This is a genomic window from Pantoea sp. 9140 (assembly GCF_000745295.1).
Taxonomy (GTDB): Bacteria; Pseudomonadota; Gammaproteobacteria; order Enterobacterales; family Enterobacteriaceae; genus Pantoea; species Pantoea vagans.
This window is the reverse complement of record NZ_JQNO01000001.1, coordinates 3168798-3191125: the sequence shown is the minus strand read 5'-3', so window position 1 is coordinate 3191125 and position 22328 is coordinate 3168798. Positions and strand designations below refer to the sequence as shown.

General features: G+C 54.6%; 22 protein-coding genes. 18 read left to right on the top strand and 4 right to left on the bottom strand.

What is annotated here, in order from left to right; all coding sequences use genetic code 11:
• Positions 1 to 64 precede the first annotated feature (64 nt).
• From FA92_RS14750 to FA92_RS14735, 4 genes are all read left to right on the top strand, one after another.
• The gene (locus FA92_RS14750; protein WP_013359008.1) at positions 65 to 1030 is read left to right on the top strand and encodes a sensor domain-containing diguanylate cyclase; all 966 of its coding nucleotides are present in this window, start codon (positions 65 to 67) and stop codon (positions 1028 to 1030) included.
• Between the two features lie 751 nt (positions 1031 to 1781).
• Positions 1782 to 1946, top strand: a complete 165-nt coding sequence (locus FA92_RS14745) for a general stress protein (protein ID WP_004571242.1) — start codon at positions 1782 to 1784, stop codon at positions 1944 to 1946.
• Between the two features lie 503 nt (positions 1947 to 2449).
• Entirely contained in the window at positions 2450 to 2932 is a 483-nt protein-coding gene (locus FA92_RS14740; RefSeq protein WP_033784034.1) for a DUF892 family protein, read from the top strand.
• Between the two features lie 10 nt (positions 2933 to 2942).
• Positions 2943 to 3449 carry a DUF892 family protein gene (locus tag FA92_RS14735; RefSeq protein WP_033784033.1) on the top strand — a complete coding sequence of 169 codons (507 nt, stop codon included), beginning with the start codon at positions 2943 to 2945 and terminating at the stop codon, positions 3447 to 3449.
• Between the two features lie 74 nt (positions 3450 to 3523).
• Here FA92_RS14735 and treF read toward each other — a convergent pair whose 3' ends face one another.
• Both treF and FA92_RS14725 read right to left on the bottom strand, forming a co-directional pair.
• Complete coding sequence (gene treF / locus FA92_RS14730) at positions 3524 to 5182, bottom strand: alpha,alpha-trehalase TreF (RefSeq protein ID WP_071822194.1); 1659 nt, start codon at positions 5180 to 5182, stop codon at positions 3524 to 3526.
• A 351-nt stretch (positions 5183 to 5533) separates the two neighbouring features.
• Entirely contained in the window at positions 5534 to 6391 is an 858-nt protein-coding gene (locus FA92_RS14725) for an SDR family oxidoreductase (RefSeq protein WP_033784032.1), read from the bottom strand.
• Positions 6392 to 6489: 98 nt separating this feature from the next.
• Between FA92_RS14725 and FA92_RS14720 the strand changes: the two genes are divergently transcribed.
• From FA92_RS14720 to FA92_RS14685, 8 genes are all read left to right on the top strand, one after another.
• On the top strand, positions 6490 to 6870 hold the full coding sequence (locus FA92_RS14720) for a helix-turn-helix domain-containing protein (protein ID WP_033784031.1): 381 nt from the start codon (positions 6490 to 6492) through the stop codon (positions 6868 to 6870).
• Between the two features lie 782 nt (positions 6871 to 7652).
• Complete coding sequence (locus FA92_RS14715; protein WP_013359002.1) at positions 7653 to 9065, top strand: cytochrome ubiquinol oxidase subunit I; 1413 nt, start codon at positions 7653 to 7655, stop codon at positions 9063 to 9065.
• Between the two features lies 1 nt (position 9066).
• On the top strand, positions 9067 to 10071 hold the full coding sequence (gene cydB / locus FA92_RS14710; protein ID WP_013359001.1) for a cytochrome d ubiquinol oxidase subunit II: 1005 nt from the start codon (positions 9067 to 9069) through the stop codon (positions 10069 to 10071).
• A gap of 1 nt (position 10072) precedes the next feature.
• Positions 10073 to 10246: a DUF2474 domain-containing protein gene (locus FA92_RS22775; protein WP_071822193.1), complete on the top strand. Its 174-nt coding sequence runs from the start codon at positions 10073 to 10075 to the stop codon at positions 10244 to 10246.
• Between the two features lie 330 nt (positions 10247 to 10576).
• A complete protein-coding gene (locus FA92_RS14705) occupies positions 10577 to 11446 on the top strand; it encodes a helix-turn-helix domain-containing protein (RefSeq protein ID WP_033784030.1) in 870 nt (289 codons plus the stop codon).
• Positions 11447 to 11676: 230 nt separating this feature from the next.
• The gene (locus FA92_RS14695) at positions 11677 to 11859 is read left to right on the top strand and encodes a hypothetical protein (RefSeq protein WP_223811653.1); all 183 of its coding nucleotides are present in this window, start codon (positions 11677 to 11679) and stop codon (positions 11857 to 11859) included.
• Between the two features lie 386 nt (positions 11860 to 12245).
• Positions 12246 to 13028, top strand: coding sequence for a siderophore-interacting protein (locus tag FA92_RS14690; protein WP_033784028.1), 783 nt, complete (start codon positions 12246 to 12248; stop codon positions 13026 to 13028).
• 70 nt (positions 13029 to 13098) lie between these two features.
• The gene (locus tag FA92_RS14685; protein WP_033784027.1) at positions 13099 to 13638 is read left to right on the top strand and encodes a PadR family transcriptional regulator; all 540 of its coding nucleotides are present in this window, start codon (positions 13099 to 13101) and stop codon (positions 13636 to 13638) included.
• Here FA92_RS14685 and FA92_RS14680 read toward each other — a convergent pair whose 3' ends face one another.
• On the bottom strand, positions 13639 to 13935 hold the full coding sequence (locus tag FA92_RS14680; RefSeq protein WP_033733740.1) for a SelT/SelW/SelH family protein: 297 nt from the start codon (positions 13933 to 13935) through the stop codon (positions 13639 to 13641).
• Between the two features lie 239 nt (positions 13936 to 14174).
• Here FA92_RS14680 and FA92_RS14675 point away from each other — a divergent pair, with 239 nt between their 5' ends.
• The 6 genes from FA92_RS14675 (at position 14175) to FA92_RS14650 (ending at position 20803) form a co-directional block, all read left to right on the top strand.
• Entirely contained in the window at positions 14175 to 16547 is a 2373-nt protein-coding gene (locus tag FA92_RS14675; protein ID WP_033784026.1) for a TonB-dependent receptor, read from the top strand.
• A 48-nt stretch (positions 16548 to 16595) separates the two neighbouring features.
• A complete protein-coding gene (locus tag FA92_RS14670; protein WP_033784025.1) occupies positions 16596 to 17627 on the top strand; it encodes a hemin-degrading factor in 1032 nt (343 codons plus the stop codon).
• Positions 17624 to 18445 carry a hemin ABC transporter substrate-binding protein gene (locus tag FA92_RS14665; protein ID WP_013358993.1) on the top strand — a complete coding sequence of 274 codons (822 nt, stop codon included), beginning with the start codon at positions 17624 to 17626 and terminating at the stop codon, positions 18443 to 18445. The genes FA92_RS14670 and FA92_RS14665 overlap by 4 nt, the downstream gene beginning before the upstream one ends.
• Positions 18438 to 19436, top strand: coding sequence for an iron ABC transporter permease (locus tag FA92_RS14660; protein ID WP_033784024.1), 999 nt, complete (start codon positions 18438 to 18440; stop codon positions 19434 to 19436). Before FA92_RS14665 ends, FA92_RS14660 begins: the two co-directional genes overlap by 8 nt.
• On the top strand, positions 19436 to 20212 hold the full coding sequence (locus tag FA92_RS14655; RefSeq protein WP_197061515.1) for a heme ABC transporter ATP-binding protein: 777 nt from the start codon (positions 19436 to 19438) through the stop codon (positions 20210 to 20212). The genes FA92_RS14660 and FA92_RS14655 overlap by 1 nt, the downstream gene beginning before the upstream one ends.
• Positions 20213 to 20305: 93 nt before the next feature.
• Positions 20306 to 20803, top strand: a complete 498-nt coding sequence (locus FA92_RS14650) for a CinA family protein (RefSeq protein WP_033784022.1) — start codon at positions 20306 to 20308, stop codon at positions 20801 to 20803.
• A gap of 31 nt (positions 20804 to 20834) precedes the next feature.
• Here the strand turns inward: FA92_RS14650 and FA92_RS14645 are convergent, their stop codons facing one another.
• A complete protein-coding gene (locus FA92_RS14645) occupies positions 20835 to 21818 on the bottom strand; it encodes an MDR family oxidoreductase (protein WP_013358989.1) in 984 nt (327 codons plus the stop codon).
• Positions 21819 to 22328 lie beyond the last annotated feature (510 nt).

The following is a 22328-nucleotide window of genomic DNA, read 5'->3' as shown; positions in this document are numbered from 1 at the left end:
TAGCCACTCTTTACAGAATCAACCTGACAGGCACAATAGCCATTTTTACAGTTCTCTCATGATCATGTCAGAAGAAGCGCTGCGTCTGCAGATACAGAACCTGAAAAAGCATAATGCGCGTCTGAAGCGTATAGCGCATGACGCTCGTACAAAACTCAACGCGGCACTGGATGGCACCGGATTATTCCTGTGGCAGCTTGATATTCCCAGCGGCAAACTGGTGATCTTCAACCGACGCTGGGGTGCGATGCTCGGCTTCCAGCCTAAAGAAACCGACGCCAACTTCGAATCGTGGAAAGAGAGTCTGCATCCTGATGATGCCGCCGAAGTTTTGCGGGCATTTAACGATCATATCGCCGGAAAAGCGCCTTACTATGAAGCGCTGCATCGCATGATCGCCAAAAATGGCAGTATCACGTGGGTGCTGGATCGGGGCCGGGTCAGCGAGTGGAACGCGCATGGCGAGCCGGTTAAAGTCATCGGTACTCACATCGACATGACCAAAGAAAAGCAATATGAAGAACAGCTCGCTCTGCTGGCGCTGCACGATCCCCTTACGCTGCTCAATAATCGCCATGCCCTGCAAAATGATTTCTGTGAAATGAAAGCGCAGGGGCCGCTCTGCGTTGTCTTTATTGACCTGGATAACTTTAAACACGTCAACGATACCCTGGGGCATCGCAGCGGTGATGAAGTGTTAATTCAGTTAAGCCAGCGATTGACTGAGCTCTCCCCGGCAGAAGTAATCATTGGCCGGCTCGGCGGCGATGAGTTCGTCCTGCTATTGCCGTTTGCACTCAGGCAGCCGCAGGTCAGACAGCTGGCGCATGCCTGCCTTGATGCGGTACTTACCCCTTTTGATTTGGCTAACGGGCACGCGCACATAGGCGCGTCAGTAGGCGTGTCACAGGTTGAGGTAAAAGATGACTTTGATACCGCCCTGGCACGTGCTGATGAAGCCATGTACCGCATAAAGAAGAACGGTAAACGCGGTGTTGCCTTTTATTCCGCCGTGTCTGACCCCCTCTGACGCTGCCAGGCTTCCTCCCTGCAGGCCACTGACGCACGATTTCCCGACAGGCACTGCACGATTCCATCCGTCATTTTTTAATTTGTGCTTCTACTCGCCGCCTGCAGGCTCATAAAACCTATGAATTTCTCCACAGAAAACATTTTTTAGTACTATTCCGAAAACCCGATTTTCATCCCCGATTTACCTGAATATCACCGCTTCGTTTAATCCTGAATATCTGTACCAATTATTGCGTATCATTCTGATTAAAATTTTCATTAAATCAGTATAATTGATCGTTTATTGATCAAAATCAGCTATTTTCAGCTGGCACGGTCAAAGCCTTGCGTCTCGCTTAATTCAGCTTCCAAAACAGTGGTGTGTAAATATATTTACCGCTTCGCTTAGGGAAATTGATCGTTTGTTGATCATCTTCACTAACTGATATTGATGAAGTTATCTCATTGCCGCTTCGGTTACTGTTTTTTCAATTGGACATTTTTCGAAAATGATCGATTAATAGGGCGCGGCGATTTTTGTAAGAAATGTATTTGGAGCCGTAGCTCTTTTTTGAATAGAACAGAGCGATAGTTGAAATGCGTTACCAGTCCGGATGAGGGTTGAGCTGCCAATAAGTCAGATCGGTAGCGGGTTTTTTATTTATCTCGCTTGATCGGTACGGTTTTCTGTCTACATTTAGGTTGCTGAATCGGCCTGATTAAGCATTAACTGTGCAAATTCTGATTTTAATTTCAAAGAGGAACACAGAATGACTCAATATCGTGGTGGGGCCGGGAATTTTGCGGCTGACAAAGAGCGTGCTGCGGAAGCAGGGCGCAAAGGCGGTCAGAAAAGTGGCGGGAACTTTAAGAACGATCCCGAACGTGCCATCGAAGCCGGGCGCAAGGGAGGTAAGGTAAGCCGCAGAAGCTAAACGCTTTTAAGGCTGCCGGATGGCAGCTTAACGCGTTTGCCGGGCTGCACAGATTCTCTTTTCATTTTCCTGCAAGATAATTACCTCCTGAATTATGTCGCTGATTTATCATTGACACAGAGAGATGCCGTTAATTAAACCGGTTGGGTTTTCCCTGCCGGTTTTTTTATTTCCGATCGATTAAAGCTATACGGTTTAATAAAGTTCTGTACAACTAAGTTTTGACTGGTGCTTTTTTTATGCACTTAATCCTAAAAAATTTATACAGAGATTTATTGCTTTGTACAAATTCCACCGCAGCGAGCGAAGCCGCAGCCATAAAAACCTTTTAGGCTAAATGACTGCTGTAAAAAGAAAAATGCATTTTGCATGCCACTTTTGTATTAAATTCATACTGCCACAGCGTGCGATATTAAGAATCTCCACTAAACTTTTCAGGTGCCAACGATATGACCGGCGTTGCGTTATTACCGACGCAGCTTTTTAATCAATGAGGCTATCTTATGACAGTGAAAACGTTAAACGATCTGTTCATCCACGACCTTTCCGATGTATACAGCGCTGAGAAACAGATAACCCGTGCATTGCCTAAAATGGCGCGTGCTGCCAGTGACGAAAATCTTATCGCTGCGTTTAATCAGCATCTTGAAGAGACCCGTGCTCAGATTGAACGACTGGATGAACTGGTAGACGTGACACCTGAAGTCAAAATCAAAAGAATGAAATGCCATGCGCTTGAAGGTCTGGTTGAAGAAGCCCAGGAAATTATCGACTCGGTCGAAAAGGGCGAAGTCCGCGATCAGGGGCTGATCGGTGCGGCACAGAAAGTTGAGCACTATGAGATTGCCACCTACGGCACGCTGCATGCACTGGCGCTGAAGCTGGGGTATACCAAAGCGGCAGAGCTGCTGGCAGCGACCCTGAATGAAGAGAAACAAACGGATGAGAAACTCACCTCGGTAGCCGAGGCGATTACCGTCTCTTAAGGAGTGACACATGACTGCGATTGAACATTATCATGACTGGCTGCGCGATGCGCATGCGATGGAAAAGCAGGCAGAAAGCATGCTGAGCAAGATGTCAGGCCGTCTTGAACACTATCCAGCGCTGGAACAGCGTCTGGCGCAACATCTGGAAGAAACCAGGCATCAGCTGACCCTGCTGGAACAGCTGCTCGACAGCCACGCTATCGATCACTCTGTGGTGAAAGATGCGATGGGTAAAATGGCGGCGACCGGCCAGGCGGTGGGCGGTATGTTTAACTCCGATGAAGTGGTGAAGGGTGCCATCAGTGGCTACGTTTTTGAGAATGCTGAGATCGCCAGCTACACCAGCCTGATTGCCGCGGCGGAGCAGGTGGGCGATACGCAGGGCGTTCGCATCCTCAACGAGATTCGCGATCAGGAAGTGGCCATGGCGGAGTGGCTGCTGCAACACCTGCCTGAAGTGACTCAGAAATTCCTGCAACGTGCGTCGCAGCCGGGCGCAGAAGCGAAGAAGTAACGCCTGAATGCCTGTATGAAAAAAGCCGGGAATGACCCGGCTTTTGCGTTTTAGTGATTTACAGGCTGCGACACTCAGTCAGCCATTAAATGCCCATACATCGTCATCAGCTTACGTGTAACGCCGTTCGTCCAGCCGAAGCCATCCTGTAATGGATACTCGCCGCCGCCGCCGGGACGGGCGCGGTCGCCGCTGATGTCATACTTCTCGACCAGCTTGTGGTGCAACTGATAGAAGTTATTAACCGTATTAAGCCAGTTCACCGCGACTTCACTTGCCAGCGTCTCTTCACCATAGTTATTCAGACCCACAACGGCCATCCACTGCATCGGTGCCCAGCCGTTAGGACGGTCCCACTGCTCACCGCTTTCCACCATTGAGGTCAGCAGGCCACCGTTGCTCAGCAACAGATGACGCAGGGAGATTGACTGCAGATGCGCCTGATGCGGCGTCGCCAGACCCACAAACAGCGGAACGACCGAGGCAACGGTAAAGGCACCAAAACGCTCACGACGCCAGTCGTAGTCACGGAACACACCAGCGGTGCTGTCCCACAGGTAACGGGTAATAGCGCGTTTCCGCGTTTCCGCCTTTTTCTGCCAGGCCAGCGCCGTCAGCTCTTCGCCTTTGGCGTGCGACAGGGTGGCAATCATCAGCTCCAGCTTGTACAGGAACGCGTTCAGATCGATAGGGATAAACTGTGTCGTACGGATACTCGACAGACGTTTCGGGTTACGCAGCCAGCGCGAGGAGTAATCCCAGCCCGACTCAGCACCAGCACGCAGGTCACGATAGACTTCGCTGGCCGGACGTTTAGATTCGCGCGCGGTTTCAACATCTTCCATCCACGACTCATCACGTGGCGTATCGCGGTCATCCCAGTAACGGTTCAGCAGCGAGCCATTTGGCATCCGCACGACGTGACGATAAGCCTGGTTTGGCATCAGTGAGCCGGCACCATCCATCCAGAACTGATACTCCTTCATCAGCTGTTCCTGATAGCGCTTAGCACCGCGCACGCCATCCTCTTCGAACAGCTCCACCATCAGGGCAAATACCGGCGGCTGAGAACGGCTGAGATAATAAGTACGGTTGCCATTTGGCACATGGCCGTAGTTATCGATCAGCCAGGCAAAGTTGTCTGCCATATGACGCAGCAGATCATCACGGCCCGATTCCGCCAGGCCCAGCATGGTGAAGTAGGAGTCCCAGTAGTAGGTTTCGCCAAAGCGTCCGCCCGGTACCACATAGGGCTTCGGTAACGGCAGCAACGATGAATGCGGCATATGCTGCTGCGGCATTTTGGTCAGAACCGGCCACAGGTCATCGATATGCTCGTTGAGCGATTTATCCGGGTTGGAAACATAAAAACTTTCGTTTACGCCAGGCAGATAAAAGTGATCGGCGACAAAACGCGACAGGTCGAAATCACTGCTGCGTTTCTGTCGACGATAGCGCATCAGCACATCCAGCGGATCGTACTTAGGCGAACAGTCGGGGAAGGTTTTGCTGTCCTCAAAAATCCGCGACATCTGGACATGTTCAAACAGTTCCAGATAACGATCGGCAGGCGTGAGCGCATCCGGTGCCGGTAAGCCTTCAATCAGCTCCGGTTCCGGTTCAGAATCCTGCATGCGATCCAGTTTCAGTTCATGGGGATCGTATTGATACTCAACTTCCGCCCCGGCACGAACCTCTTCAAGTGCATTTTGTTGCTGGCGATGGGTATTAATAACGGCCTCCTGAGCGGTCGTGGTTGCACAAAGGAGAAATTATAGACCTCTCAGCCTGCGGAACAACAATGCAGAATATCTATGAACGTAATAAATATTGTCGATTAATCGAGGCTTTTTAATAAATTCCAGTCAATTCAACCAAATATAGCAGTGTTCACAAAAAACACATTTCGGATGAATCTCTTAGCAGCATGAATAAAAAAATTTAAGCTGAAGAAAACTGGCATTTATTCACATTTTGTAAAAGAAACCGCAGCCGCAAAGGGTGCAGAAAATGGCATACGCAACGGAAATCAGGGCAGGAGTGAGAAGTGAGCGGGCAGGGTTGCCCGCTCAGAGAGAGCTGGATTAAGTGTTCGCCAGTGCTGCGCGGATCACCGCCTGCCAGCTTGTGGTCGGGCGACCGATCAGTTTGCTCAGCTGACGCGAATCATCAAACAGGCCACCTTTTTCTGCACCGGCATCAGAATCCGCCAGCATCTCCGCCAGACCCTCTGGCAGGCCAGCGCCTTTCAGCGCGGCGGCAAAGTCAGCCTGAGACAGATTGACGTAATCAACTTTCTCACCACTCTGTGCGGCAATCTCCGCAGCAAACTGCGCCAGCGTATAGCTGTCGTCGCCGGACAGCTCATAGACTTTGCCCGCCTGATCGTCACGGGTTATTACTTCAGCCGCCGCTTCAGCGTAATCCTGACGTGCAGCAGAGGCGATGCGGCCTTCACCTGCCGCGCCGATAAACGCATGATGTGCCAGCGCCGGAGGAATGCTGGCGGCATAGTTCTCGGTGTACCAGCCGTTGCGAAGCAGGGCGAACGGGATGCCCGCTGCTTTTAACAGCGCTTCAGTCGCGCGATGTTCAACACCTAAACCCAGCGGTGAGGTATCCGCATGCAGCAGACTGGTGTAGGCGATAAAGCCCACGCCTGCAGCCTTTGCAGCGTCGATGACAGCTTTATGCTGCGCCTCACGCTGGCCCACTTCACTGCCCGAGATCAGCAGCAGCTTATCCACGCCTGCAAAAGCGGCCTCCAGCGTCTCTGGCTGGCCATAATCGGCCTGGCGGACAATCACGCCCAGCGCAGCAAGATCGGCCGCTTTGGCGGGCGTACGCACAGCGGCAACAATTTCTGCCGCCGGAACTTTTTTCAGTAATGTATCGATAACGATTCGGCCCAGCTGGCCGGTGGCACCTGTAACTGCAATCATGGGATGACTCCTGTGGCTGTTGGTGAAATTCAGACTAGGGTATAAACTAATTTTTAGTAAGTACTTACAGAATTGTTAGTTTGAGGTGCGCAGGTTAAATGTCTGAAAAATTGAGTGAAAAATTTAGTCGTGGTGAACTGCTTAACGTTAACTGTCCGTCGCGCGACGTACTGAAACGGGTGACCAGCCGCTGGAGCGTACTGATTCTGCTGGCCTTACAGGACCAGACGTTGCGCTTCAGTGCGTTGCGCCGGGCGGTCGGTGGCGTCAGTGAACGGATGCTGGCGCAGAATCTGCGCTACCTGGAAGAAGATGGCTTCGTGCAGCGCATCGCTTACGATGTCGTACCGCCGCACGTGGAGTATCGTCTGACTCCGCTTGGTCGCGAAGTCAGTGAACAGGTAGTGGGGCTGGCGGACTGGCTGGAGCTGAACCTGAGCCGGATTCTGGCACAGCGTGAAAAGTCTGCAGCTGAGTAAAATCCCCGCCTGTCAGCCATCCCGTCGTGAAGGTGTGGAGATGCTGGCAGGAGATTTCTGATCTGTTCTTCTCTCCCATTTCTCTCACTGAAACCGGAATAACGTAACGGCAGCGAAAATAACCTAAGCGGTTTTTTCGCCTCTTTGCTGGTTATTAAATCATTTCATCAGGCTCTGGCCCGGAATAACCGACTGCTTCGGATGCGCTGTTAATTCAGTCCAGCTTTTTGACCCATTTTATTAACATCTCCCGTGGCGCTTAAAGGCGCCGCTCTGGCTATTTTTCGCCTGGGTGCAGGTCTGAATTAGCAAGGGTAATACAAAAAAAATAAACAAAGCGGTGGTGGTACTCATTTACTGATTTAACTCGTTAAAAAATAAGATTATTTAATTTATCCGCTCTCAAATTTGACCTTTTTGAAATCAGGGTTTATAACAAAATAACGTCTGAAAACAGCCGGTTGAAGGCTTTTTTTAGTCAGGGTTTGCTTTGCCGATGTGAATTTTTAAAGTGACAAATACCGTAACATTAACGACACATAAATACGCTCTGATTAACCTTTAAGCCTTATTTTTAAATAAGTGATTCCCGTTAAAAACAATGATCAAAATCAACAAAGACTGTTATAGTTTTCATTAACCCCACTGTTTCTGTTTCCTCGTCGCGAATAGTTCTAAATTTGCGGCGGGAATTTCAATAAGCGCAGAGAAGTCAGCGCATCAGGCTTAAGTTGTTAATAATAAGTAAATACATGGTGTTCTATGTGGCAAAGAGGTAAGCAATGTTCGGATTAGATGCCTTTCATCTGGCCAGGATTCAGTTCGCATTTACTGTTTCCTTCCATATTATCTTTCCCGCCATCACCATCGGTCTCGCCAGCTTCCTGGCCGTACTCGAAGGTATGTGGCTCAAAACCCGCGATCAAACCTATCGCGATCTCTACCATTTCTGGTCCAAAATCTTTGCCGTTAACTTCGGTATGGGTGTGGTGTCAGGGCTGGTGATGGCTTATCAGTTCGGCACGAACTGGAGCGGCTTCTCAGAGTTTGCCGGCAGTATCACCGGTCCGCTGCTGACCTATGAAGTGCTGACGGCGTTCTTCCTGGAAGCGGGCTTCCTGGGCGTGATGCTGTTTGGCTGGAATCGCGTAGGTCCGGGTCTGCACTTCTTTGCCACCTGCATGGTCGCCCTGGGTACACTGATTTCGACCTTCTGGATCCTGGCCTCTAACAGCTGGATGCATACGCCGCAGGGCTACATCATTCAGAATGGCATCGTGGTTCCGCAGGACTGGTTCAAAATCGTCTTTAACCCCTCTTTCCCTTACCGGCTGTTCCATATGTCGGTGGCGGCGTTCCTGGCGAGTGCCTTCTTTGTCGGTTCATCGGCGGCCTGGCACCTGCTGAAGGGCAACAATAATCCTGCCATCCGCAGGATGTTCTCCATGGCGTTATGGATGGCGCTGATCGTTGCGCCGATTCAGGCGATGATTGGTGATGCTCACGGTCTGAACACACTGGAGCATCAGCCTGCCAAGATCGCGGCGATTGAAGGTCACTGGGAAAACCCGCCGGGTGAAGCCACACCGCTGATCCTGTTTGGTATTCCCGACATGGAGCAGGAGCGCACCAAATATGCGCTGGAAGTGCCTTATCTCGGCAGTCTGATTCTGACGCACAGTCTGGACAAGCAGGTTCCGGCGCTGAAGTCGTTCCCGAAAGAGGATCGACCTAATTCAACGGTAATTTTCTGGTCCTTCCGCGTGATGGTGGCGCTGGGCCTGCTGATGATCACACTGGGCGTGGTCAGCCTGTGGCTGCGTTTCAAAGGGCGTCTTTATGAGTCGCGTCCGTTCCTGTGGTTTGCACTGTTGATGGGTCCATCGGGTCTGATTGCGATTCTGGCAGGCTGGTTTACCACTGAAATCGGTCGCCAGCCGTGGGTGGTTTATGGCGTGCAGCGCACCATTGATGCGGTCTCGGCACATGGCGATATGCACATGAGCATCAGCCTGCTTGCCTTTATTCTGGTCTACAGCTCGGTGTTTGGCGTGGGGTATCACTATATGATGCGTCTGATTAAGCAGGGACCGGTTGTCGGCGAAGGTCATATCACCGAAGAGGGTGGACCGGGTCAGAAGAAAACGCCAGCGCGTCCACTTTCCGCTGCCACCTTTAAGGATGGAGACCACTAAGATGATCGATTTTTCCGTTATCTGGTTTGTGATTATCGTCTTCGCAACCCTGATGTATATCGTGATGGATGGTTTCGACCTGGGCATTGGTCTGCTGTTCCCGTTCAACAAAGATGCTGGCGAGCGCGACATGATGGTGAATACCGTCGCGCCGGTCTGGGATGGTAATGAGACCTGGCTGGTGCTGGGGGGCGCAGGCCTGTTCGGTGCATTCCCGCTGGCCTATGCAGTCATCGCTGATGCACTGTCTATTCCGCTGACCGCCATGCTGATCGGTCTGATTTTCCGCGGCGTTGCCTTCGAGTTCCGCTTTAAAGCGGTGGAAGGCCATCGTGCATTCTGGGACAAATCGTTTATTGCCGGTTCGATCATCGCCACCTTCAGTCAGGGTGTGGCGGTCGGTGCATTGCTGGATGGTATTCCGGTTGAGGGACGCCGCTTTGCCGGTTCCGCAATGGATTGGCTGGCACCGTTCCCGCTGTTCTGCGGCGTGGGTCTGGTGGTGGCCTATGCGCTGCTGGGCTGTACCTGGCTCATCATGAAGACCGAGAATGAACTGCATCGTAAGATGTCTGCGCTGGCGACGCCGCTGGTGATTGCGCTATTAGTGATTATTGGCATCGTCAGCCTGTGGACGCCGTTTGCGCATGCCGACATCTCTCATCGCTGGTTCAGCACGCCAAATTTGTTCCTGTTCCTGCCGGTTCCGGTGCTGGTGCTGCTCTGTTCGTGGGGCATTATTCGCGCCATCAAACGCGAGGCGCACTATTCACCGTTCCTGCTGACGCTGGCGCTGATCTTCCTCGGCTTCTCCGGACTGGGCATCAGTATCTGGCCAAATATTATTCCGCCATCCGTGACCATCTGGGCCGCTGCGGCACCTCCGCAGAGTCAGGCCTTTATGCTGGTGGGTAGCCTGCTGATTATCCCGATGATCCTGGGCTATACCTTCTGGAGCTACTACGTGTTCCGTGGAAAAATCAAAGCAGACGCAGGATATCATTGATATGAAAAGCCTCAGCAGCATGAAAGACCACAATCACACCGCAGAGACAAAAGCACCGTGGTGGAAGCGTGTGATGTGGCTGGTGTTTATCTACGCCGCCAGCGTGCTGGCGCTGGGCGTTGTCGCCTCGCTGTTCCGTATGATGATGACTGCGGCGGGAATGCGTAGTCATTAATTGTCGTGACGACTGCGAGTATTGATAACGAGCAAGCTCAGGGAGCATACGCCCTCCGCAAAGACGCAAAAACGCCATCCCTGGCATGCTCAGCGCGGGCCATCCATGGCCCGCGATGTTTTGCTCCTGGCGTATGCTCCCATCGCTTTACATTCTGAGTTGTCTGAGGCTGACGTCAGTCAGCCTTTTTTAGTTAGTAACCTAAGCAATTAATGCGGAATCGCCCCGAACAGGCGCGTGCGCCTTACCCTTTCCTTACACCGATTCGCAATTTTTGTTATTCTTTTGTAACGAAAATTCCAGTCCTAACCCGCGTCGTAAATCGCCATCATGCTCAGTCAGGCTATTAAAAAGCAGCACATTAACGATCTGGTCGAGTGGATAGAAGCCAACCTCACCGACGATCTCAATATCGATCAAATCACCCTGAAATCAGGTTATTCCAAATGGCACATGCAGCGCATGTTCAAGGAGATGACCGGACAGACGCTGGCGGCATATACCCGCAAACGGCGTCTGACGATGGCGGCCATGGCGCTGCGTCTGACACGCATGACGCTGATCGATATCGCCGTACGTTTTGGCTTTGATAACCAGCAAAACTTCACGCGGGTGTTCAAAGGCCACTTTTCACTGACGCCTGGCGCGTTTCGCCGTATTCCTCACTTGCCGGTTAAAAACTTCCATGGCCGCATTCTGGTGCGATCGCTGGCAGAGCGTGCGACGCTGGTGGAACGTGAGGAAGAACTGCATCTGTGCGGAGAGACACTGGAGTGGGAGTGCAGGTTTGGTGAGTATATTGCCGACCACGACCACCGGGTGGCAGAGCAGGCACGGCATCTGGTCGCGCTGGCGGGCAGCCATGCGACGCACGGCTGGTTAGGCTTTCAGTATGGTCCCGGCCATAGCTCTGCTGACCAGCAGAATATCAGCCTGTTTCAGGCGCTGGCACCACAACATGCCGGGCTGCTGGGTGACAATACTGCCAGCTGGAGCGAGGTGTGCGGCCTCTATGCGTCGATACGCTGGAGCGGCAGGCCGGAGCAGCTGACGCGCTTTATCGAGGATATTTACTATCAGCATTTGCCCATGCTGGGCGTGTCGCGCCGTCCGGGCAAAGACCTGTTGCGTCTTGATTTTGCGCACTGTAAGCCCGACTGGCTCAGCGGCGTTTTTTCTATTCCGGTGATGCAGGCGTAGCCGGCAGGGCAGGGGCGATCACTTCTGCTCCTGCCAATGCATCTTTCGTGCGATAAACCGTGACAAACCGCACGATTTTATAAAATAAGTTGCCATTCTGGCGTAAAATCCTCCCCCGAAACCCTGCCATATCTGAATCATCGTACTTCTGTGGCAGGGCTGGAACATTCATCTGCATTTCAGGCCTTTTCTGGCCAAAACGACAATCGAAGACAACTATGCGACGCTTAATGATTTCCCTGATCCTGGCATTGCCTGCAATGGCGATGGCGCAGCAGGCTGAGCCTTTCTCACCGCCTGCCGGACTGCATCCGCATTCTCAGGTTACCCAGCATGAAATCCTGGGTGATGGTGAACTGCCGGATCACACCAGCAGTAATGCCTCCCTTTCCGGATTCAACGACACGCTGTAAGTGTTGATGCGCTGCCAGAACCGGCGGCGCGAGATGATGCCCGGCTCATCAGGAGCCGGACAGCTTCTGCCTGATTTACCTGCTCATACTCTGCACCTGCGGCTTCCTCTCTGAGGCCCATTCACCTGCATCTGAAACAGTCTTTACCTGCATGCTGCATCTCTGATGCTTCTGATTCATGCCGCTTCCCGTCCGTATCTCCTCGCTTACGACACTGCTTAAAATATATCTTAAGTTGCAGAATCGCATTTTTCGTTCTTGTGCCGAAGATATATCATAGCTAATCTTGTTGCTTCAGATGAGAATGATTGTTATTCCATTGGTGTTTAATCATGGCGGGTATGCCCCTGACTATCGGGCATAAGCCCTGTTTCAGGAGAAAAATTTTGACTACAACAGCCGATAAGCGCACGCCGCAGCGCGTCCGCAATGAACTGCGTTTTCGCCATATTCAGGTCGCCAGTAAAACCAGGATTGCCGGGAAATTCTGGCGCATCCGGTTCAGCGGCAGCGATCTGGCAGGCTTTACGTCGCCAGGCTTTGATGACCACATCAAGGTGTTTTTCCCTGCTGCTGAAGGCGAAACACTGGCTCTGCCGCAGATTACCGACGCAGGCATTGTCTGGCCGGAAGGTTTACGTCCGCAGGCGCGTGATTACACGCCGCTGGAATTCGATGGTGAATCTTCACTGACCCTCGACTTCTATATTCATCAGCAGGGCGTGGCCAGTGACTGGGCCGCGCAGGCGCAGGTGGGCGATAAACTGATTGTTGGTGGGCCACGCGGCTCGCTGGTGGTGCCGACCGATTACGCATTTCAGCTTTACGTCTGCGACGAAACCGGCCTGCCCGCTTTTGCCCGCCGTCAGCGTGACGCCCGCGCCCAGGCGCTGCATCTCTATGCCTTTACTGATGAAGCGACCGGTCGCGACTATTTAGCGGATACGGCAGACGTAACGACAAACTGGCTGGGCAGCGGTCAGATGCAAAAAGCGCAGTTCAGCCAGCTGATTACCCGGCTGGATCAGATCGCTATTCCGACAGAGGATTACTTTATCTGGCTGACCGGCGAAGGTGAGTTTGTCAAAGCGCTGTCTGACTACTTTACCTCGCAGTGTGGTCTCGACAGCGACTTCGTGCGGGCGGTGGCCTACTGGCATCAGAAGTAAGCCGCGCTGGCAATTGAGTTTTGCCAGATGGCGGACTACCATCACTCTCCTTTTTTCAGCAGGGCAGGTCATGAAACAGCATCCGACTTCCACTTCATCTGACGAACAGACTTCGCGCGCAGGCGGCTGCGGCGGACGACGTAAACGACGTGAAAAGATGCTGGAAGCGAGTGAGATTCGCCTGCTGATGCTCCATTTCCTGGCGCAGAATGCGGCGCACGGCTATGAGCTGATCAAGTCCGTTGAGGAGCTGTCAAAGGGAGAGTATTCGCCCAGCCCGGGGATCATCTATCCCAATCTGACGCTGCTGGAAGAGATGGAGGCGATTCAGGTGGTGGATGCGCAGGCAGCGCGTAAAGCCTACCGATTGACGGCGGCTGGTGAGGCGCAGCTGTCTGATAATCGCGAAACCGTAGCCAGCCTGATTACGCGGCTCTCTACGCTGGCGATCGTGGTCAATAACCGCAGCATTCCTGCTGTGGAACAGGCGATTCACGGGCTAAAGATGGCTCTGAATCAACGACTGGCGCAGGAAGATATTTCAGAAGCCGCGCTGCAGACGCTGATTAAGGCGCTGCACGACGCGGCTGATAAAATCACCCACAGTTAATCAGCTGATTTCACTCTTATTCTTGTCGATATGGCCCAGAGTACGATCCGGGAAACAGATGTCGCGCACGCGCTGTTTCAGGGTAGTCGCATCCGGGAAACCACCGTCCCGCTTACGTTCCCACAGCAGATGACCATCCAGCGTAATCTCAAAAATACCGCCGGTGCCGGGTTTCAGCGTGACCTCTGCCAAATCCTCGGCGAAGGTATGCAACAGTTCCTGTGCCATCCACGCTGACCGCATCAGCCAGTTGCATTGCATACAGTAGTGAATAACAACCACAGGTTTTTGCGCCATAACTCTCTTCCTTTACGTATTGATAAATGCAGATGCATTCGGGTTAACAATTTGTGCGCTGTGGTTTATGTCTTAATGTAAATAGGATTGATAATGATTATCAGTTGCATTAAATTCGCGGCGATAATGATTACACCCGCATGATGTTCTGACTTTTTACGGCTTTTATGCAGAGCCGTTTTTTATGTTCCAGCAAGCAAGTGAGCGAATACTAACAATTAATCAGGTAATTCGCGCCTATGTCACCACGTTTTCGGAGATTGACGCAACCGCGTCTGTCTGAGCTGGCGTTGCTCGCCACCTTTATCAATACCACCTGCACCTATGCTGCGGGCAGTGAACCTGCCACGCTGACCCTTTCCGACCGCTATGGCAGCAGTGCTGAACCGGTAATGACGGTGAATGCACCGGAAATTAAACAAACGGCGGGCAGTAAAACCACGCTCTCTGCCAGCGATCTGCAGCAACGTGGCGCTACTGATTTTGGATCGATCATGCGTTATGAACCGCTGATCAGCGCCACCGGCACCAGTGGCGGCTCCTCAGCCGGTAAGAGCGGCTTTGACCGGGCCGGTTACACCGGCTACAACATTCGTGGTTTAGAGAGCAACCGCGTGGGTCTCGATGTGGATGGCATTCCGTTGCCGCAGGCCACCGGCCGCAGCTACGTGGGACGTGCCGGTCTCGACAGCTTTGGGATTGGCCGCGATTACATCGATCCCTATATGTTTGGCCATATCGGAATTGAGAAGGGTGCCACGGCAGTGGATCAGCCGAATAACTCGATTGGCGGCAATGTCTCGTTCCGTAACAAATCCCCGGATGACTATCTGCATCCTGGTAAAGGCAACTATTTCGGTTATCAAAGCGACTATGACTCCGCCAGCCGCAGCTGGCACAACGGCGTTACGGCAGCAGCAGGCGATGATACGCTGCGGGGGATCTTTGTTTACAGTCGTCGTGACGGCCAACAGACCCGCAACAACAGCGACACGGTTGATGCCTATCCAGCCAACTGGCATTCCGATGCCTTTATGACCTCGGGCATCTGGCAGCCCAATGATCTTCACAAGCTCAGCGCGACTTTCGATTACTATCACAAAACGCACCACAGCCATTACGACAGCTGGAGCACGTCCGGCAATACGGTCTGGGGAACGGCGCAGCAGCAGAGCGATACACGACGCTGGGGCATCAGCCTGGTGGATGAGTACACGCCTTATAATGACCTGATCGACAGTCTGACAACCCGCGTTTACTGGCAGCAGACCCAGGCACATGACAACACCTTTATGCCGTCAGGTGCCACCACCTGGCAAACCGTCTACTCCGACTACAACAGCGACAGCTACGGTTTTGACACCCGCGCGCTTAAAAACATCGGGCGCCATGAACTGAGCGCCGGGCTGAATGCGCGTCTGGTGGATACCGAACGGCCTTTCCGTCAGTCGCCTGCGGCGAGCGCCACCAGCGTGATCATGCAACCGCAGGCCAACAGCCGCAGTTATACGGTTGGCGGTTATCTGCAGGATACCATCAGCTTCGATGCTGACGGACACCGTGCGGCTATCGTGCCGGGCGTGCGTGTGGCGTACCAGAACACCCGCCCACGCGATGTGGCGACACTGACGACAAACAGCAGTGTGCTCGACGCCAGCGAAGTCTCCGCGCTCTACGGTTCGCCAAACAGCGACACTCAGGTGTTGCCGTCGATCGCCTTCCAGTACGATCTGACCCCGGCATTGATGACTTATCTGCAATATACCCGTGGCGCGCAGTTCCCTAACGACTCTCAGCTCTATGGCTCATGGAACCTTGGCTCCAGCTATGCCGGTCCCGCGCAGTATGCGCTGATTGGCAATGCCGATCTGAAAACCGAAACCAGCAACAACTACGAATGGGGTATAAAAGGCCAGGTTGCAGAGGGCGTGACGCTTAACGCTGCCGCGTTCTATAACGACTACAAAAACTTCATTGCCTTTACCCGCTACAGCCGGGCGGCCAATCCGGGTAAGTTCGTCAATGTACCCAGCAACATCTATACCACCTATCAGGCGGAGAACCGCGACAAAGCCTATATCTATGGGGCTGAAATCAGCAGCAAGGTGAACGTCGGCAGCTGGTTCAGCGAGGTCGAGGGGCTGAGCGCTAATCTGGCGTTTGGGTACACCCAGGGTGCGGCGAAGTCGAGCTACCTGGGAGACCGCTACGTCGACCTGGAGAGCGTTGCGCCGATGAAAGCAATTGTCGGACTCGCCTGGGATGATGAGGCGCGCGGCTATGGTGCTGCCGTCACCGCCACGTTTGTTAAAGGTAAGAAAGCCAGCGCCACAAATCGCAACAGCTTTACCAACACCGGCAACAGCCTGACTGACTCCAGCACCGATTACATGCGGGTGCCGGGTTATGGCCTGGTGGATATGACGGCCTACTGGCGCGTCACGCACAACGTCAGGTTAAGCGGCGGGCTTTACAACATAACCGACCGTAAATACCGGGATTACCTCAGCAGCCGTCAACTGACCAGCGCTACCCAACAGGATCGTAACGATCAGGCACTGGCCGTAATGCCGGGTCGTACTTTCCAGTTAGGTGTTAATGTCGATTTTTAATCACCGCCGCCCTGCGCTGATGCAGGGCATGACTAAGAGAAGCGAATCATGAACCCGATTTATCAGCACTATCTCGCCCTGAAGAGTGAACATCCGAAGAAATATGCCCGCGATCTGGCCACGCTGATCGGTATCAGCGAAGCGGAACTGTGTGAAGCGCGTATCGGCGTTGATGCCGTGGCGCTGAAACACGATTTCCCGGCGCTGCTGAAGGCGCTGGGCGCGGTCGGCGAGACCAAAAGCATTACCCGTAACGCTTATGCGGTGCATGAGCATCTGGGCGAATATCAGAATGTGCAGATCGGCGCACATGGCGGCCTGGTGCTGAATCCCCGGGCGCTCGACCTGCGCCTGTTTGTCGGACAGTGGTTCAGCGCCTTTGCCCTGCAGGAGACAACCGCGAAGGGCGTACGTCACAGCATTCAGGTCTTCGATCGTCACGGCGATGCGGTGCTGAAAGTTTACGTCACGGAGCAGACCAACATGGCGGCATGGCACGCGCTGATCGCCGACTACACTGACGCCGCTGCGACGCCGCTGGTGGTTGAGCCGGTTACCGCTGCTACTCAGACAGAGACCATTGATGCCACCGCGATTGACCGTGAATGGCGCGCCATGACCGATGTTCATCAGTTTTTTGCCCTGTTGAAGCGCCATCAGGTCTCACGGCCGCAGGCGTTCCGCGCAGTGGGTGAGGATCTCGCCTGGCAAACCGGCAACGATGCACTTGAGCATGTTTTGGAGATGGCACAGCAGGCGGGCAACGAAATTATGATTTTTGTCGGCAATCGTGGCTGTACCCAGATTTTCACCGGCAAAGTAGAGAAGCTGGTACCTATGGATAACTGGCTCAACATCTTCAATCCCCGCTTCACGCTGCACCTGATGGCGGACCAGATCAGCGAAAGCTGGGTCACACGCAAACCCACCGGCGATGGCTTTGTGACCAGTCTGGAACTGTTCGCCGCCGACGGCACGCAGATCGCCCAGCTCTATGGACAGCGTACGGAAGGCACGCCAGAACAGGCCTGCTGGCGTGAGCAGGTGAACGCACTCCGTACGCCAGGAGCGGCGGCATGAAACACCTGAGTCTGTTGTGGCTGCTGCTGACGCTGCCCTCACTGGCTGCGGAGCGGGTGGTGTCGATTGGGGGTGACGTCACCCGGATTATCTACGCGCTGGATGCTCAGTCACAGCTGGTAGCGCGCGACAGCACCAGCCTGCGTCCGGCGCAGGCTGCCCGGCTGCCGGATGTGGGCTATATGCGCCAGCTGAATGCCGAAGGTATCCTGGCGCTGAAGCCGACGCTGGTGCTCGCCAGCGCGCAGGCAAAGCCGTCGCTGGTACTACAACAGATTGCCCGCGCGGGCGTCAGGGTAGTGACGGTCAGCGGCGACAACAGTCTGCAGGCGATCCCGCAGAAAATTATCACGGTGGGTCAGGCGCTGCAGCGTGAAAGCGAAGCTCAGGCCCTGGTGCAGCAAATAACGCAGCAGATTCGCCAGTTGCCGCAGCAATCGCTGCCGGTGAAGGTGCTCTACATCATGGCAAACAGCGGCATGAAAACGATGGCGGCCGGAAATCAGACCGCAGCCGACGGCGCTATTCGCAGCGCCGGGCTGGAGAATGCCATGGGTTCGGTGCCGCACTATCAGGCGCTGTCGCAGGAAGGCGTGATCGCCGCCGCGCCAGATCTGGTGATGATCGGCGAGGATGGCCTGAAAACCCTGGGTGGTGAAGCGCAACTGTGGCAGTTACCCGGCCTGGCGCTGACGCCAGCCGGACAGCAGCATCGTCTGCTGATCATTGATACCCAGGCGCTGCTGGGATTTGGCCTTGATACGCCGCAGGCAATAATGAAATTGCGGCAGGCTGCGGAATCGCTGAACCATGATTAATGGCAATGCGCAGCGGGGTCTGACGCTGATGCTGATTTTCCTGCTGGTGGCGATGGTAGTGGCGGCGAATCTGGGGGCGATGTCGCTGTCGGTGCGGGCGCTATTGCAGGCACCGCTCAGCGATCTCATCTGGCAGATCTGGCTGAATATCCGCCTGCCACGCGTGCTGCTGGCGGTGGCGATCGGTATGGCGCTGGCGGTCTCTGGCGCGGTGATGCAGGGTGTTTTCCGTAACCCGCTGGCCGATCCTGGCCTGCTGGGTATCAGCAGCGGCGCGGGGCTGGCGGTCGCGCTGGCAATCGTTATTCCACTGGCGTTGCCACCCCAGCTGGCACTGTGGCTACCGATGATTGCCGCCTTCATCGGCAGCCTGCTGGTTACGCTGCTGATCTTCAGTTTCAGTCGGCTGGCAGAGGGCAATCTCTCCCGGCTGTTGCTGGTCGGCATTGCGATTAATGCGCTCTGCGGTGCGGCGGTCGGCGTGTTGTCGTGGCTGAGCGATGACCAGCAGCTGCGTCAGCTGTCACTGTGGGGGATGGGCAGCCTCAGCCAGGCGCAGTGGCCTGCGCTGCTCATCTGCCTGCTGCTGATTCTGCCTGCGTTGCTGCTGTTACAGAGCCGTGCCCGCCATCTCAACCTGCTGCAGGCAGGTGAAGAGGATGCGCACTACATGGGAATTGATGTGAAGCGTACCCAGCATCAGCTGCTGATCCTTAGTGCGCTGCTGGTCGGTACGGCGGTCTCGGTCAGTGGCGTGATCGGCTTCGTGGGATTAGTGGTGCCGCATGTGATGCGCTTTTGTCTTGGCAGCGATCATCGCTGGCTGCTGCCCGGTTCAGCGCTGGCAGGCGCGATTCTGCTGCTGCTGGCCGATACGCTGGCGCGCACACTTGTGGTTCCGGCAGAGATGCCGGTCGGACTGCTGACCAGCCTGATTGGTGGTCCCTGGTTTCTCTGGTTGATCCTGCGTCAGCAGCGAGGATTTGAATGATGGAAAGGTTAGAGGCGACGGGACTCTGTCTGGCGCGCGACGGCAAAACCGCTATCGATAATCTTGACGTTACGCTGTCAGGTGGAGAGCGGGTGGCGCTCATCGGGCCCAACGGCGCAGGTAAATCAACACTGCTACGGTTGCTCACCGGATTTTTAGCGCCCGACCGGGGTGAGTGCCGGCTGGGCGATCGTGTGTTGTCCGCATGGCCGCGTGAGCAGCTGGCGCGACGCCGGGCCATGATGCGGCAGCAGAACAACCTGACCTTTGCCCAGTCGGCGCAATCGGTAGTGGCGATGGGCCGTGCGCCGTGGCCTGAGAAGCAGACGTCGCAGATTGTGGCTGAAGTCATGCAACTGACCGGCTGTGATTCGCTGGCGCAGCGCGATTACCGCCAGCTCTCCGGCGGTGAACAGCAACGGGTGCAGCTGGCGCGGGTGCTGGCGCAGCTCTGGCAGGAGGGAAGACCGCGCGGCTGGCTGTTTCTGGATGAGCCGACCTCGGCGCTGGATCTCTTCTGGCAGCAGCAGACTCTGCGTTTATTACGTCAGCTGACGCGCACGGGTGATCTCACCGTCTGCACCGTGTTACATGACCTTAATCTGGCGTCATTATGGGCCGATCGCATACTGCTGCTGCACGCGGGCAGACTGGTGGCTCAGGGTTCACCGCAGACGGTGATGACTGAAAAGACGCTGACGCGCTGGTATCAGGCTGATTTGCAGGTGGTGTCACAGGCAGAGAGTGGGAAGCCACATATCCAGCTGCGGGTTTAGACCGTTTCGCTTTAAAAACATTGCCTTGCGTGCTTTTAATCACTGATTTTGCGCTATACCTGGTGTTCAGGACAGAATACTCAGGAGACCATAATGGCAAAATCATTAGATCAAACCGCTGAGCAACTGGGTAACATTTTACTCTCCTCCGGACTTCATCTGACGACCGCCGAATCCTGTACCGCGGGGCTGATCAGCATCACGCTGGCCGCGGTGGAAAGCAGCGGCGACTTCTATACCAGCGGCTTCGTGACCTACAGCGAAAATGCCAAAATCCGCCTGCTGGGCGTGCATCCTGACACGCTGAAACAGCACACGGCGGTGAGCGAGCAGACGGCGCGTGAAATGGTACAGGGAGCCTGCGCCCGTTCAGGCGAACCGGTAGGGTTATCGATTACCGGCTATGCCGGACCCGATGGTGGCGAAGATGGCACGCCAGCGGGCACTATCTGGTTTGGCTGGGTATTGCCGGACGGCAGGGACGAGGCGGAGTGCCATCAGTTCAGCGGCGATCCGAAATCCGTGATGGAGCAGGGCACGCAGTTCGCGCTGGAAGGGTTGATCAAACGGCTGCAGCGAGCCAGTCGATAAAGGCGCGCGGTACGCGCCTTATAAACGCGGGTTAGCGGCAGTCGACAATCAGACGACCCTGTACGCTGCCATCCAGCAATGCCTGCGCACCTTCTCTGGCTTCACTCAGCGGGATCACCCGGCTCAGTTTGCTGAGCCGATCGCTATCCAGCAGCTCACCGAGTCGTTGCCACGCCTGCTGACGAAGCGGCTTCGGACACATCACGCTGTCGACACCCGCCAGCGTGATGCCACGCAAAATAAAAGGCGCGACGCTGGCGGGCAGGTCGAGTCCCTGCGCCATACCGCAGGCAGCCACCACCCCATCACGCTGAATACCGGCCAGCACGTTCGCCAGAGTGTGACTGCCGACGCTGTCTATCGCGGCGGCCCAGCGCTCTTTTGCCAGCGGCTTACCGGGATGGGAAAGCTCTTCGCGATCAATCACCGATGCCGCGCCCAGCGTATCGATAAGATACGCATGGTCACTGGCGCGACCGCTGGAGGCGATCACCTGATAACCCAGACGCGCCAGCAGGCTGACACTATAGCTGCCGACGCCGCCACTGGCACCGGTCACCAGTACGGGGCCATGTTCGGGCGTGATGCCCTGTTTTTCCAGCGCCATGACGCAGAGCATTGCGGTCAGCCCTGCTGTGCCGATGGCCATGGTCTGCAGCGGGCTAAGAGAAGCGGGCACGCGCACCAGCCAGTCGCCGCTGACGCTGGCTTTCTGCGCCAGGCCGCCCCACTGTTTTTCGCCTGCGCCCCAGCCCGTCAGCAGCGCCACATCATCCTCTTTCCAGTCGGGATGACGGCTGGCCGTCACGCGGCCGACAAAATCGATACCTGGCACCATCGGAAACTGGCGCACAATCGGGCCTTTATTGCAGATAGCCAGGGCATCTTTATAGTTCAGGGATGAGTAGCTGACGTCGAGCGTGACATCATAGTCGGGCAGTTGGGATTCGGGGAGATCTTTCAGCAGGGAACGGTAACCTTGTTCGTCATTTTCAATGACCAGTGCCTTAAACATGTAGCCTCCGGCAGAGTGTGAATTAGAGGGTAAGTTTACGCTCGTGAGTGGCAATGCGGTAGGGCAATGGCCGCCTCTTCGGTTTAAGGAGGCAACAGGCAGGGAAAAGTGCGCTGACAGCGCTAGCAAATTACATGCATAAATCTGCATATAATTCATATAATTAGTCGTATCATGAATTTTTTACGATAAATAGACTATAAAAATCATGTTGTTATCTTTTTATTATGTGACTGAATAATTGCCTGGGTCGGGTTGTTCGTGCATAAAAAAGATGACATTATGACCGCCACTTTTTGGCCCCTGCTTGTTCACTACAGAGGACGTCGCCATGTCCGGTTCACCGCGCACCTGCCCGGATTACCGTTCGCTTTTTCCGGCGCTCACCGGGTTTTCCTGTTTTCCGCACTCTCCGTTATTCGCCATGCGGTGAGGCCAGCCAGGCAGCGGCTGTGGATCTGCTCGCCACACTGCACTATGCCTTCTGACGCTTAATTATTCGCCGGGGCG

Excerpts from the sequence above, each read along its gene's own strand:
- FA92_RS14675 (WP_033784026.1), top strand. The coding sequence starts at position 14,175 with ATGTCACCACGTTTTCGGAGATTGACGCAACCGCGTCTGTCTGAGCTG.
- FA92_RS14735 (WP_033784033.1), top strand. The coding sequence starts at position 2,943 with ATGACTGCGATTGAACATTATCATGACTGGCTGCGCGATGCGCATGCG.
- FA92_RS14645 (WP_013358989.1), bottom strand. The coding sequence starts at position 21,818 with ATGTTTAAGGCACTGGTCATTGAAAATGACGAACAAGGTTACCGTTCC.
- FA92_RS14715 (WP_013359002.1), top strand. The coding sequence starts at position 7,653 with ATGTTCGGATTAGATGCCTTTCATCTGGCCAGGATTCAGTTCGCATTT.
- FA92_RS14750 (WP_013359008.1), top strand. The coding sequence starts at position 65 with ATGTCAGAAGAAGCGCTGCGTCTGCAGATACAGAACCTGAAAAAGCAT.
- FA92_RS14650 (WP_033784022.1), top strand. The coding sequence starts at position 20,306 with ATGGCAAAATCATTAGATCAAACCGCTGAGCAACTGGGTAACATTTTA.
- cydB (WP_013359001.1), top strand. The coding sequence starts at position 9,067 with ATGATCGATTTTTCCGTTATCTGGTTTGTGATTATCGTCTTCGCAACC.
- FA92_RS22775 (WP_071822193.1), top strand. The coding sequence starts at position 10,073 with ATGAAAAGCCTCAGCAGCATGAAAGACCACAATCACACCGCAGAGACA.
- FA92_RS14665 (WP_013358993.1), top strand. The coding sequence starts at position 17,624 with ATGAAACACCTGAGTCTGTTGTGGCTGCTGCTGACGCTGCCCTCACTG.
- FA92_RS14680 (WP_033733740.1), bottom strand. The coding sequence starts at position 13,935 with ATGGCGCAAAAACCTGTGGTTGTTATTCACTACTGTATGCAATGCAAC.
- FA92_RS14720 (WP_033784031.1), top strand. The coding sequence starts at position 6,490 with ATGTCTGAAAAATTGAGTGAAAAATTTAGTCGTGGTGAACTGCTTAAC.
- FA92_RS14670 (WP_033784025.1), top strand. The coding sequence starts at position 16,596 with ATGAACCCGATTTATCAGCACTATCTCGCCCTGAAGAGTGAACATCCG.
- FA92_RS14695 (WP_223811653.1), top strand. The coding sequence starts at position 11,677 with ATGATTTCCCTGATCCTGGCATTGCCTGCAATGGCGATGGCGCAGCAG.
- FA92_RS14685 (WP_033784027.1), top strand. The coding sequence starts at position 13,099 with ATGAAACAGCATCCGACTTCCACTTCATCTGACGAACAGACTTCGCGC.
- FA92_RS14655 (WP_197061515.1), top strand. The coding sequence starts at position 19,436 with ATGGAAAGGTTAGAGGCGACGGGACTCTGTCTGGCGCGCGACGGCAAA.
- FA92_RS14745 (WP_004571242.1), top strand. The coding sequence starts at position 1,782 with ATGACTCAATATCGTGGTGGGGCCGGGAATTTTGCGGCTGACAAAGAG.
- FA92_RS14660 (WP_033784024.1), top strand. The coding sequence starts at position 18,438 with ATGATTAATGGCAATGCGCAGCGGGGTCTGACGCTGATGCTGATTTTC.
- FA92_RS14725 (WP_033784032.1), bottom strand. The coding sequence starts at position 6,391 with ATGATTGCAGTTACAGGTGCCACCGGCCAGCTGGGCCGAATCGTTATC.
- FA92_RS14740 (WP_033784034.1), top strand. The coding sequence starts at position 2,450 with ATGACAGTGAAAACGTTAAACGATCTGTTCATCCACGACCTTTCCGAT.
- FA92_RS14705 (WP_033784030.1), top strand. The coding sequence starts at position 10,577 with ATGCTCAGTCAGGCTATTAAAAAGCAGCACATTAACGATCTGGTCGAG.